The organism is Paraburkholderia silviterrae, assembly GCF_004353915.1.
Lineage (GTDB): Bacteria > Pseudomonadota > Gammaproteobacteria > Burkholderiales > Burkholderiaceae > Paraburkholderia > Paraburkholderia silviterrae.
The window spans coordinates 185,236-195,471 of the sequence record NZ_SMRP01000006.1 but is presented as its reverse complement, the minus strand read 5'-3'; the positions used below and the strand labels follow the sequence as shown (position 1 = coordinate 195,471).

Sequence of the window (10,236 nt, the reverse complement as noted above, 5' to 3'; positions counted from 1 at the left end):
ACAATCGACGATGGCAAAAATCTAGCTGTTTTTTGCCAGTTTACGAGTCGATTTGCCAGCTTTTTTGCCAGCATTTTCTGAGGCAAACAAAGCCACGGCCTTCCCTCCAGCATTCGGGTCCGAGCTCGGAATCCAGCGACCGTAGTTACGCCTGATCGATGTCGTGTCCGAGTGTCCCATCTGCTTCGCAACCCATATCTCCCGCTCGCCCGCCGATAGCATCATCGACGCGTACGTGTGTCTCGTCTGGTACGGATTGCGGTAGCGCACCTTCGCTTTCTTGAGCGTCGATTTCCACGCATCCCAGATCTGATGGTCGTCTTTCCAACGGCCAGCACCGCGGCCGCGCCACCCAGGGCTATGGAAAATCGCGTTGCCTTCGAGAAACGTGTGCGCCTTTTGGGCGAGCAGCGCGGCCATGGCCGGTGCGAGCAGCTTCACATCGCGGCGTCCCGCAACCGTCTTCGTGTCCTCTACGACGCCTTTGGCGGCCCGCGTAATCGCTTTGCGCACGCGTATAGTCTCGCGCTGCCAGTCGACATCACCCCAATCGAGCGCGATGACCTCGCTCGTTCGCATACCTGTCCAGAACATGAACTGCCAAAGGTTGGCGATTTGCGGATCGCGCGCAGCTGTGATCACAGCCGCTTGCTCGTCTGCGTCGAGCGGATCGGCGTGGTCGATGTCGCGGGGGGGCTCGTTGCGTGCGAATGTGAAACCGGCGAGCGGATTCGCCTCGAGTATTTCATCTTCGACCGCATCCTCGAACGCCGAGCGCACGCAGCTTTGAATATTCGAAAGCCGCTTGTTCGTGATCTTCTTCTCGCGGCCTTCGTCGATTTTCGCCAGCCACAATTTCAATTCGGCGCGAGTGAGTTCGTGCAGAGGCACCCCCCCGAACTCTGGAATGAAGAGGCCAAAGATGATTCCGCGATAATCGCGTGCGGTGCTGGCCGCAATCTGCGTCTGCTTCACCTCCAGCCAGTTCTCGAGGTATGTCGCGACCGTTAGCACGTCACCGCCTGCCTTTGCGAATTGCTCGATGTTTTTCGAGTTCGGGAAGCTCTGCGCATAGTCAAAGCTGCCGTCCTCGATCGCAAACAAGATCCGTTGCCGGAACTTGATCAACGCACGAGTGTTGGCAGCACTGGGCTTCGCTTTGACCCGCTCGCGGCACCTGATTCCCTTGTAGGGGAAGGTGATTTCATAGCTGGAGTCCGAGATTGGTTTGACTCCAGTCCCTTTTCTACCCATCTTTCGTAAGCCTCGAGGTCTATGAGAATTGTTGTTGAGTTCGGTGCGTAGCGCCACACGGTGCCTTCAGGCCAAATGCCCTTGCATTTTTTTGTGTAGACGGCTGCCGGCGTCATGCCGGTCAGCTCACAGAACTTCTTGATCGTTACGAAGCGAACCATTGCTTTTCCTTTTCGGCCCGGCTGTGCGCTCTAGTTCAAGGTCATCGCGCGATAGCGCCCAGCTCCTTTTCGGCCGCAGCTAGCGCAGCGTTCAGTTCGCTCATCGCCTCATGTGTGCCGCCCTTGTCTGGATGCGCTGCAGACGCGAGGCGCCGATATACCTGCTTCACGAGCTCGATATCTCGCTCTTGCGGATGCACGCCGAGTATTTCTCGCCATGTGCGTGAAGCGTTTGGAGCTGCGATCGCCATGAAGCCGGTGAACGCCGCCTCGAGCATGTCGCCGGTCCCCCAGCGCGCGACGCCGCGCAACGCCTCGATCGTCTTCGCGATCGCCTGCATGTTGTGCTCGATCTTCAGCCACCGGTCGCAGGCGAACGACATCTGCTTGCCCTTGTAGGTGAAGTAGACGGCGACACCCGGATCGTCGGGCTGCCGCTGGTTCGCAAGAGGCAGCCCATCGCGACGCAGCGCGAGGTTCGAGCTGATGACGATGTTCGGGTCGCGGGCGTATCGGCCGCCGCACAAAAGCGTGATCTCAGCGACGACGTTGTCGCGCGCCCGCGCGAGCGTCACATCGAATTTGGCATGCTCTCGCGAGAAGTGGCCGGTACGTTTGCGGTCAGCTGGCCATTGAAGCGGGTATGCGATCGTCATGCGATGGCTCCGAGCTCATGCATCTGGCGCAGCTTCGTCGCGACGTCTTCGGGGACGTCGAAGAACAGCAGCGCGCCCTTGCATTCGACGAAGGGCACCGGCTTCACATCTTCGAGCTGGAAGCCCCATTGGCCGTCCATGTGCCATCTGGAGGTCCGTCTCGCAGACGGAATGCAATCGGTGATGGTCGCGGCGCCGATGATGCCGCCGCGGTCCAGCTTTCCGTGCCCAGGCAGCGCGATGTCGATTGCGAAATAGTCGAGGAAGGCCTCGACGTCGTCGTACTCCGCGCGCGTCATGCCCTTGCTCGCATGGATCAGAAAGCGCCCGCGCAGCCTCGTCGGCCAGGTCCGGTTCTCGATATCCTTCAGATCGCGGGCCTCGATCGCGGCCGCGCGCGCGACGCCTATTAAATCGGGTCGAACGATTAGCCACGCCCAAGGCTGGCGGATGGAGATCGCCTTCATGCTAGGATTCCTCGATCTAACGGGAGGCGACAATGCCAGTCGATCGTAGAGATGTCCCGCATTACGTTGTCCTGCTCAGCGAGCATCAGTCGTACTCGTTGAATGCCGATCGGGAGGTTTTGACGTACGGCGTTAGCGACGAGCTTGCGCAATTCGCGCGCGCGCGCGGAAACGCACAATCCGTCGACGATCGCTTGTGGAAACCTTTTGCGGATCAAGAGGGGCTTTCGCCCATCGACCGCGAGCGGTTCTGCTGCTACCGCATCGTCGATGGAGGCGAGACTGAAGAGCAACTGCAGCACTTGATTAATATGTGAGTGGCTCACCATTCTCCTCCTAGGCCGTTGAGTTTCAGAAGCACGTAGCGCACGTTCGCGATGCTCGAGTCGCGATAGGTCATGGAGTGGGTCGCGCCGACGAGATAGAGCAGGTAGACGCGCTGGGTGGTGCGTGTCCAGGCGTCGAGCTCTGGCTTCGTCACGGGAACCGGCGAGGCCACCACGCAGGTCGGGCGCAGCTTTTCGGGAAGTGCTTCGACGGCGGCAGCGTGCCGCTCGATTACCTGCGTACGCTCGTCGACGGTCGCCGGCGCCGCCGCGGGCTCGAAATCGCCGAAGAGATCAATCTGCATCGTGGCCTCCAACGCTGGCGGTCGCGCGGCGTTCGGCTACGAACGCTCGCTGCCACGCGATCGCTTCGTCGGGTGACCCGAGATCACCGACCACGCCGCGGCGCGCCGTCATGGCGCCAGTCTGGCGCCACGTGATTTCGAGGGCGCCGAGTAGGACGGCGCGAGCGCGTTTGCTCAACGCGATGTCATAGTGACTGCGCGGCGTGCCGGGCTTCTGGTGCCAGCGCCGTGCAACGCCGATCGCTTCGCCCATAGCGTGGAGCTCGTCTTCGGTGTCAGCGATCATGTGGCACATCACCATGCGGCCGTAGCTCGCGCGCATGTCGTCGACATAGACGGTCATGTCTTTGGCTCCTCTTGCGCGGCTCGGTCGAGGCGCTCGATCTCCGCGAGGATCAATGCACCGGCCTTCACGAAGTCGCGGCGCGGCGCCGTGGGCTTGAACCATGCCGGAGACCACGGCCAGGTATCGGGACAGCTCGTGTGGTAACCCACTGCGCTCTCGGCATAGACGATGGCCGCGAGCGCCATATCGAAGTCTTCGTGCTGATCGTCGTGCTCGGGCGTCCAGCCTTCCTCGTTCACTTGCCGCGCACGCTCGGCGAGCACATCGCACGCGGCGCCGCTCATGCTTTGCACAGGCTTATCCACTGTTTCTGTGGATAACTGGGAAGCGAGGAGAGTGTGGGCGAATGCCAAGATCGCAGCATCACGCGGCAGTTCGTGATCGAATCGCCACAAGCGCAGAATCTGCTCATCCGTCAGCGTCGCCCCGGCTTGAGGTGCGGTGACGCGGGCCTTCACATGAGCCGCGAGTTGGAGGGCGGCCGCATACGCACCGCCATCCATGCAGGTGCCGCGCGAGCGAATCCATTCATCGACGAGAGGCTTGACTGCGTCGAACGCCGCGCGCTCGTCGGCCTGCGCTGCATCTGCGGCGACGGTATGTGTAGGGGCGGCGCCGCATTCGCCATCGAGGCGTCCCGAGTAGTACCAAAGCCAAGCGCTCGACGAGCGATCGTTGCTATAGTTGCCGCCCAACTCTTCTCGGGACAAATCGAAGCCACCGACACGAGCTTGCCGTTCGAAATCCCCGCGCCAGTCCGCCTGCTGCTCTGCGGGTATCGGTGCCGCAGCGGTCGAAGCAGCGAATGCATCGTGCAAGCGATCGGCCGTCTCGTGTTCCCAGTTCTCGCCAAGCACGCGCTCGGCGTCGGCGAGGGCCTTGCGCTGCTCCGTTGTCATCGGCGCTGCCGCAGCAGGGACTCCGGCACCGGCATCAGAAGCAAGCACCCACGACCCTTCCGGATCGCGCTTCATACCGGACACGGTCCACGAGTGGCGCTGGATGGTCGCAGCAGGGGCGACGGGAGCGGCGATAGTGGGCCAACCTATGAACGATTCGATTCCTGCGGCGCTTTTTGTCGCGTACCAGCGGATCATTTCGCAAACGCGCTTCACTGCATGACGGTCGTCACGCTGCTCGTCGCCCGTCTGAGGAAACATTTCCCCTCGTCGAGACGACTCAGTATCAACGGCGTAAATGGCGTCAATGACCGACTGCCAGGGCAATCGCCCAGTCCGCGCTTGCGCTGCATCGGTAGGGAGAGCGGCGAGCGCCACAATGCCGTATCCCTTGGCTTGCAGTTCGTTCAGAAGAACGAGTCCGCGATCAATATAATCGCCTGCGGGCGCATCGGCAGCCTTTCGACAAGCTTCGCCCATGCGCCACGCGCCAACATTGTCAGGCTGGTGCTGGTAAGTGAACGGTTTCGTATCCATCGTTTCCTCGATTCGACTAACGCATGTCCTCGAGCGCCAACTGGGCGCCCGGCATGACAACTTCGGATGCTTGAATCATGGACAGCTCAAGCTCTGGCGCTGCGCCGGCGACATAGCGCATGCGCCGACCGTTGTAGTCGCGATGACACGAGACCGATTCGCGCATGAGCTTGAGGACCTGCATCGCCTTATCGGCGTCCAGCAGGTAATGTTCAAAGCCGATGCGGATGCATGCGATATCGCGGCTTCGTGGGCTCTTCGATCTCGTCACCATTTCATGGCCTCCCAGAGGTCGGAAAATCATCATGTGTGCGACCGTCTAATAGGCGCCCGGCGTTCTTCTTGCCGACTCGGTCCATCAGCATCCGGCCGTCGAGCCGAACGTTGCCGGCTGCGGCGAGCCGCTTGCCGTCGTCGAACGGCGGCACATAGCCTTCTGTGGCGAGTAGGAATTCACCGGACGGCAATACGCCTGCCGTATCTCGCAGACCTGCCCGCTCGCCCCAATCCTCGTCCGTCCACTCTCCCCATTGCTTGTAGAAAAACGGAACACCTGCAGCTCGGCACTGGTCGCGGAGCGAGCGCGGCCATGTCGGATGCATCGGCCGTGCGTCCGGTCCACTCTCACCGCCGCAGATCACCCAATCGACTCGATCACCTGTCTTCGAGGGCCTGGCCGCGAAGTGTTGGGCGGTTGAGCCGATCTCGCCACGAAGCACATCGAGCTCACGTTTGTCGCCCACCACAAGTCGGTCGAGGTGCACCGGCCCGAGCAGGGGCTCCATGCTCAGGAAACGGACGCGTGCGGGCACTTGCAGCAGCTTCGGAATATCGCGCTCCGCTTCTGCCTGGTTCGCGACAGTCGCGCCGAGCCAGACGTTGTCGCGGCCCATCAGCCAGTCGTGCGTGCGCGCGCGAGAGATCTCGCGAAATGCGTTGCCGATGCGCTTAGTGAGCAGCATCCAGACGAGATTCGGTGTGAGCTCGATCACGTCGAACAGATCACGCCGCCATGCCGGGTCGACCTCGTTATCGAACACGTCCGCGAGCGACGCGCAGAACACGCGCTGGCGCCGACGGTGCTTCGCGTAGAAGACGCCAGCCTCGCGATTCCACTGGAGCGGCTTGCGCCAGTTCGCAGCCGAGGTGCGCCGCCGGGGTGCTCCCGGGCCCCAGTTGACCGGCTTTCCGCCCGCGAAGCGTGCATTGCGCGCCTCCGCGTAGCAGTGATCGCAGCCGGGACCGACCTTCGTGCAGCCCTCCCATGGGTTGAACGTGTGGTCGGTCCATTCGATTTTGCTGTTCGCGCTCATGAAGCGCCGCCCTCGGTCTTTTCGACGGAATGACCCATGCAGCCGTGCTCTTTGTGGTCGAAGTTGTCGCACTTGCCGAACGGGATGAAGTTGTGGCCCGTCGACAGCTGCTCGAGCAGCTCGGCCCTCGCTTCGTCCGGTGTCATCGTGCGGCCGTCGTCGTGCTTGAACATGTTGCGGAAATCCTTCTTGTGCCAGTTCATCAGTGCGCCGCGCACGTCGAGGCACATATGGAACGACCTGCGCTCGGAAGTGATCATGTCGATACTCCCTCGGACTTGTTGGCGAGCTCGCGCAGGCGCGCGCGCCACGCGTCGAGGTCCTCAGTTCCAGCCTTTCGCCAGCTGGCGCCGTGGCGTAGCACGAGCTTGACGAGCCAATGCAGCACATGCGCCTGTTCGTCTTCGGCCTTCGGTTTGATGTCGATGCCTGCCGCACGCATTGCATGAGCGATCGGTGCGCATTCGAAGCACATCCAGCCGAGCACCTCGCGCAGCTCGGGCGTGAGCTCGTCGGGATAGGCGGGAAGGGGACCGGCCTCGAGCGCGGCGCGAGCCGCGGCGACAGCGTCGGACGCCCCGAAGATCGTGACACCAGCGATCGTGGCGATGACGTCGGTCGGCGACGCCGTCAAATGCGTACCGAGGTCACCGCTTATGGTGGCGTGGTTACCTTCGCTTCGCGTGTTCATGAACCCGTCCTTGAAAGTTAGAGAGAGCCGCTCGCGCGGCTGATCGGAACCTTGCCGATCAGGACCGTCACGGGCTCGCCGCGGTCGCTGGAAACCATGTCAGCGAATGACTGAACGAACGCGTGCAGCTGCTCGGTAGTGGGCTCCTTCGCGAACAGGTAGCGTCGCGAGTCCTGAAGGAATGCCTCGCGGAAGCGAGTGCGCGCGTTCATGCTCAATTTCCAGATGCGATGCGAGTCGACGGCGGCTGCGTGTCGGTGCGCGATTGAAGTTCGGCCGGCTTGAGAGAGCAGTCGAAGCCCGCGGCACGGTAGGCGTCATAGACTTCTGCGCTAACCTGACAGCGGATGAGAATCGCGGCCTTTTGTAGGTTGGCCTTTGTGGTCGCATCTTCAGTAACGGTTGCCTGCCGTACGGTCTCGGCTGCAGCCACCTCGAGCTTGCAGTCCAGCAGGCTGTGCGAGGCACCCCCGACGACTGACACGCCGGCGATCGCGCCGCCGAACTGGACCGTCTGGCCACAGTTCATCTGCGAGAAGCTCGCGGCGTATGCGCCGAGCACGGGCGCCGAGACGTTGCGCACGGTCTGGGTCGTATGCTCGGGTTCCTGACTGAACTGGATCGTCCCTTGCGCTGTCGACGTGGCCGCAGAGTTCTGCGTTGCGCTCGCGGACGTCGATGTCTGCGCGATCGCACTGGCGGCATTTCCCAGGAGTAGAATCGATGCCGCGACGATGAGAAGCTGTTTCATTGTTGTCACCCCCAACGGTGGTTGTATGGGGCCTTCGGTATTAGCCGTACCGAAGGCCCTCCTCATCAGTAGCTGTAGGAGTAGCTGCCGTAGACGTTCGAATAGCCGTACGACGAGACGTCAGTGCCCACCCCCGACTTGCTGTCGCCATAGCCGCTGCCATTCGTATAGCCGCCGGCATTCGCGCTCGACGTGCTGCCCGTATAGCCGAGCGAGCCAGACACGCCGGCGCCGAATGCGCCAACCCCGAAGCCGCCAACGCCCGCGCCGAGCGCCGTGCCGCCGATGGCATAGCCGCCGCCGCTCGAATTGCTCCATTGCGACGAATAGCCGTTGCCGTTCTGGCCGGCCTCGGCCTGCGAGCCGCCAGACGTGCTGACCGACGAGCCGAAGCCGCCGCTCACCGAGAACGAGTTGCTATTGCCGTTGCCGGCGAATGCGGCGGGCGCGGCGGCGAGTGCGAGAGCTGCAGCGATTGCGATGGTGATGTTCTTCATGTAGATCTCCGTAGGTTGGTTTGCGCGGTGGTCCGGCCGCGCCCGGTCCTTCAAATCTTGCTTTCCGTGCTCTGCGCCTCGACGCGCTCGACCTGCAGACGAGCGCTGTATGCGTCGCCGAAGCGTCGCAGGGCGTCGAGCGTCCCCGTGACGCTCATGTATTGCTGGTTGCCGATCACGCCGTCGAGCTTTATCGTCAGGCCCGCGGCGCGCGCCAGCGCGATGAGGTATTCGTTCATGGCCGGCTCGTGTTCGGGAACGGCCACGGCTCTTTCGGATCGCGCTTCAGGGAGGGTTTGGCGTTGTCCGGCTGCGTGGACGCGGCGCCCGAACTCGCCTTCGAGGAAGGCTTCGGCGCTGCTTTTTTCGCGGGCGCCTTCTTCGCCGGTGCCTTCTTGGCGGCTACGCGCTTGACGTTCGCGGCTTTCGCAGTCGGCTTTGGCGAAGGCGCGGGCGCTTTCTTCGCCGGCACCGGCTTTTCTTTCGGCTTAGGGCGCATGTCGGTCTCAACCTGCTTGCGCACAGCGCCTAGGTCGATGCCGCGATCGCGCGCAGTCGCCTCAAGCAGCTCGGGCTTGCCGGTCGAGTAGGTGGCCGCGACCGACTCGTCGATCAACGCGATATCCACCACCAGGCGCCCGAGGCCTTCGGGGTCCTCGCGCGACGCGCCCTCGATCGCATCGACCTTCTTCGCGAATTCCGCCTCGGTGATCGCCTTGTTGCCCCAGCCGTACAGCTTGCAAATGCGCTTCTGGTTCTCGTTCCAGAGGCGCCGATAGAACGTCACAGCGACGATCTTCAGATCGAAGTCACTCAGGCCGGTGCCTTCATGCTTGTCGCGTACCTGCGTGAAGAGCTCCCCGCGGTACGCATCGGCCGCCTTCTTTTTCGCGAGCTCTGTGGACTGCGAAGGATTCGACGTGCCGGTGCTGCGCACCTGAATGCCCTTGTCGGCGAGCGCCTTCTTCAGATCTGCCTTCGGCATGACGTCGATCAGCTTGCCGTCGTGTGGGCTCTCGAGTAGCGCGGCACTTTTGACGCCCTTGGCGCCGAGCACCTGCCGATACGATCGGTGCTTCGGATCGTCGTAACACGTGTCATCAAGCCGCACGAGGCCGCCCTGCAGCTGGCTATATTGGTTGGGCAATGCTGCCTTGGCTTCCTTGCCCGTGATCACCGTGCGCCCGGCAGCTTCGGCCTCAGCGCGCTTCTGCACTGCAGCTGCGTCGCGCTTCTTTCCATAGCAAGCTGGGTCCGTGCAGACATCCTTGCTGCGCACGTCGTCGAAGAGCTCGGGCTGGTTGCCTGTGCGCTTCGGGCACGGCCCGCAGGCGCCGGCGGCCGGGACAAGGGCAGCGTCGGCGGTCTTGAACGGCGCCTGGTCGAGACGCAGCATGTAAGTGCGCTCAATATGCTCGGATGCAGCCTTGACCGATCGCGGCTCTCCATTGATGTACGCCGCCGTGAGCTCCTTCGCTGCTTTATCCTGCAGATTCGTCGGCAAGCGCGCGATCATTAGGGCGGTCTTCGCATTGAGCTTTTCGTCGTAAAACAGCTTGCGCGTCGCGCTATTTAGCCCGCACAGCTTCAGTCGCTGCGCGACGTAGGTTTTCGTCTGGCTGACCTCAGCCGCAATCTGCTCGAGCGTGTGTCCGCGATCGGAGAGCACTTTATAGCCATCGGCTTCCTCGAGCGGATGGAGATCCTTGCGCTGGAGGTTCTCGACGATCTGGATGTGGAGGACCTCGTCGTCGGTCAGATTGCGCACGAGCACCGGTACCTCGGACAGGCCTGCAGTATTGGCCGCGCGGAACCGGCGCTCGCCGGCGACGATCTCGAAAAGAAAGGTATCGTCATCTGGCCAGGGGCGCACGAGGAGCGGCTGCAGAACGCCGTGCTTGCGCACGCTCTCGACGAGCTCCGCCTGCTCGGTCTCGGGAAAGCGCTTGCGCGGATTCGTGGGCGACGGACGGATATCGCCGAGACGCTTGAACTCGATGGATGCCTGTTCGTTCTGCACGGGAAAATCTCCT

Annotated in this window: 16 protein-coding genes; 1 reads left to right on the top strand and 15 read right to left on the bottom strand. The window is 62.5% G+C overall.

Annotation, left to right across the window (positions count from 1 at the left end; translation table 11 throughout):
- Window positions 1-21: 21 nt before the first annotated feature.
- From EYW47_RS15180 to EYW47_RS15170, 3 genes are all read right to left on the bottom strand, one after another.
- Window positions 22-1,254, bottom strand: coding sequence for a site-specific integrase (locus EYW47_RS15180; protein ID WP_133195643.1), 1,233 nt, complete (start codon window positions 1,252-1,254; stop codon window positions 22-24).
- A 202-nt stretch (window positions 1,255-1,456) separates the two neighbouring features.
- Window positions 1,457-2,071 (bottom strand): J domain-containing protein, encoded by a 615-nt coding sequence (locus EYW47_RS15175; RefSeq protein WP_133195642.1) that lies wholly within the window; start codon window positions 2,069-2,071, stop codon window positions 1,457-1,459.
- Window positions 2,068-2,538: an ASCH domain-containing protein gene (locus tag EYW47_RS15170; protein ID WP_133195641.1), complete on the bottom strand. Its 471-nt coding sequence runs from the start codon at window positions 2,536-2,538 to the stop codon at window positions 2,068-2,070. Before EYW47_RS15170 ends, EYW47_RS15175 begins: the two co-directional genes overlap by 4 nt.
- 32 nt (window positions 2,539-2,570) lie before the next feature.
- Between EYW47_RS15170 and EYW47_RS15165 the strand changes: the two genes are divergently transcribed.
- On the top strand, window positions 2,571-2,855 hold the full coding sequence (locus tag EYW47_RS15165) for a hypothetical protein (RefSeq protein WP_133195640.1): 285 nt from the start codon (window positions 2,571-2,573) through the stop codon (window positions 2,853-2,855).
- Window positions 2,856-2,860: 5 nt separating this feature from the next.
- Here EYW47_RS15165 and EYW47_RS15160 read toward each other — a convergent pair whose 3' ends face one another.
- From EYW47_RS15160 to EYW47_RS15105, 12 genes are all read right to left on the bottom strand, one after another.
- The gene (locus EYW47_RS15160) at window positions 2,861-3,169 is read right to left on the bottom strand and encodes a hypothetical protein (protein ID WP_133195639.1); all 309 of its coding nucleotides are present in this window, start codon (window positions 3,167-3,169) and stop codon (window positions 2,861-2,863) included.
- A complete protein-coding gene (locus tag EYW47_RS15155) occupies window positions 3,159-3,512 on the bottom strand; it encodes a DUF4031 domain-containing protein (protein ID WP_133195638.1) in 354 nt (117 codons plus the stop codon). The genes EYW47_RS15160 and EYW47_RS15155 overlap by 11 nt, the downstream gene beginning before the upstream one ends.
- Complete coding sequence (locus EYW47_RS15150; protein ID WP_133195637.1) at window positions 3,509-4,951, bottom strand: hypothetical protein; 1,443 nt, start codon at window positions 4,949-4,951, stop codon at window positions 3,509-3,511. Before EYW47_RS15150 ends, EYW47_RS15155 begins: the two co-directional genes overlap by 4 nt.
- Before the next feature lie 16 nt (window positions 4,952-4,967).
- Window positions 4,968-5,225, bottom strand: a complete 258-nt coding sequence (locus tag EYW47_RS15145) for a hypothetical protein (RefSeq protein ID WP_133195636.1) — start codon at window positions 5,223-5,225, stop codon at window positions 4,968-4,970.
- 1 nt (window position 5,226) lies between these two features.
- Window positions 5,227-6,264 carry a phage Gp37/Gp68 family protein gene (locus tag EYW47_RS15140; RefSeq protein WP_133195635.1) on the bottom strand — a complete coding sequence of 346 codons (1,038 nt, stop codon included), beginning with the start codon at window positions 6,262-6,264 and terminating at the stop codon, window positions 5,227-5,229.
- On the bottom strand, window positions 6,261-6,524 hold the full coding sequence (locus tag EYW47_RS15135; RefSeq protein ID WP_133195634.1) for a hypothetical protein: 264 nt from the start codon (window positions 6,522-6,524) through the stop codon (window positions 6,261-6,263). Before EYW47_RS15135 ends, EYW47_RS15140 begins: the two co-directional genes overlap by 4 nt.
- Window positions 6,521-6,955 (bottom strand): hypothetical protein, encoded by a 435-nt coding sequence (locus EYW47_RS15130; RefSeq protein WP_133195633.1) that lies wholly within the window; start codon window positions 6,953-6,955, stop codon window positions 6,521-6,523. Before EYW47_RS15130 ends, EYW47_RS15135 begins: the two co-directional genes overlap by 4 nt.
- 17 nt (window positions 6,956-6,972) lie before the next feature.
- Window positions 6,973-7,167 carry a hypothetical protein gene (locus EYW47_RS15125; protein ID WP_133195632.1) on the bottom strand — a complete coding sequence of 65 codons (195 nt, stop codon included), beginning with the start codon at window positions 7,165-7,167 and terminating at the stop codon, window positions 6,973-6,975.
- Between the two features lie 2 nt (window positions 7,168-7,169).
- A complete protein-coding gene (locus EYW47_RS15120) occupies window positions 7,170-7,706 on the bottom strand; it encodes a hypothetical protein (RefSeq protein ID WP_133195631.1) in 537 nt (178 codons plus the stop codon).
- A gap of 65 nt (window positions 7,707-7,771) precedes the next feature.
- Window positions 7,772-8,203, bottom strand: a complete 432-nt coding sequence (locus EYW47_RS15115) for a hypothetical protein (RefSeq protein WP_133195630.1) — start codon at window positions 8,201-8,203, stop codon at window positions 7,772-7,774.
- 50 nt (window positions 8,204-8,253) lie between these two features.
- Window positions 8,254-8,442 (bottom strand): hypothetical protein, encoded by a 189-nt coding sequence (locus EYW47_RS15110; RefSeq protein ID WP_133195629.1) that lies wholly within the window; start codon window positions 8,440-8,442, stop codon window positions 8,254-8,256.
- Window positions 8,439-10,223, bottom strand: coding sequence for a ParB/RepB/Spo0J family partition protein (locus tag EYW47_RS15105; RefSeq protein ID WP_165976572.1), 1,785 nt, complete (start codon window positions 10,221-10,223; stop codon window positions 8,439-8,441). The genes EYW47_RS15110 and EYW47_RS15105 overlap by 4 nt, the downstream gene beginning before the upstream one ends.
- Window positions 10,224-10,236: the final 13 nt, after the last annotated feature.

Bases quoted from the DNA above. Each gene is read 5' to 3' on its own strand.
- EYW47_RS15125 (WP_133195632.1), bottom strand. From the start codon at position 7,167: ATGAACGCGCGCACTCGCTTCCGCGAGGCATTCCTTCAGGACTCGCGA.
- EYW47_RS15165 (WP_133195640.1), top strand. From the start codon at position 2,571: ATGCCAGTCGATCGTAGAGATGTCCCGCATTACGTTGTCCTGCTCAGC.
- EYW47_RS15175 (WP_133195642.1), bottom strand. From the start codon at position 2,071: ATGACGATCGCATACCCGCTTCAATGGCCAGCTGACCGCAAACGTACC.
- EYW47_RS15160 (WP_133195639.1), bottom strand. From the start codon at position 3,169: ATGCAGATTGATCTCTTCGGCGATTTCGAGCCCGCGGCGGCGCCGGCG.
- EYW47_RS15140 (WP_133195635.1), bottom strand. From the start codon at position 6,264: ATGAGCGCGAACAGCAAAATCGAATGGACCGACCACACGTTCAACCCA.
- EYW47_RS15145 (WP_133195636.1), bottom strand. From the start codon at position 5,225: ATGGTGACGAGATCGAAGAGCCCACGAAGCCGCGATATCGCATGCATC.
- EYW47_RS15110 (WP_133195629.1), bottom strand. From the start codon at position 8,442: ATGAACGAATACCTCATCGCGCTGGCGCGCGCCGCGGGCCTGACGATA.
- EYW47_RS15135 (WP_133195634.1), bottom strand. From the start codon at position 6,524: ATGATCACTTCCGAGCGCAGGTCGTTCCATATGTGCCTCGACGTGCGC.
- EYW47_RS15120 (WP_133195631.1), bottom strand. From the start codon at position 7,706: ATGAAACAGCTTCTCATCGTCGCGGCATCGATTCTACTCCTGGGAAAT.
- EYW47_RS15130 (WP_133195633.1), bottom strand. From the start codon at position 6,955: ATGAACACGCGAAGCGAAGGTAACCACGCCACCATAAGCGGTGACCTC.
- EYW47_RS15115 (WP_133195630.1), bottom strand. From the start codon at position 8,203: ATGAAGAACATCACCATCGCAATCGCTGCAGCTCTCGCACTCGCCGCC.
- EYW47_RS15150 (WP_133195637.1), bottom strand. From the start codon at position 4,951: ATGGATACGAAACCGTTCACTTACCAGCACCAGCCTGACAATGTTGGC.
- EYW47_RS15180 (WP_133195643.1), bottom strand. From the start codon at position 1,254: ATGGGTAGAAAAGGGACTGGAGTCAAACCAATCTCGGACTCCAGCTAT.
- EYW47_RS15170 (WP_133195641.1), bottom strand. From the start codon at position 2,538: ATGAAGGCGATCTCCATCCGCCAGCCTTGGGCGTGGCTAATCGTTCGA.
- EYW47_RS15155 (WP_133195638.1), bottom strand. From the start codon at position 3,512: ATGACCGTCTATGTCGACGACATGCGCGCGAGCTACGGCCGCATGGTG.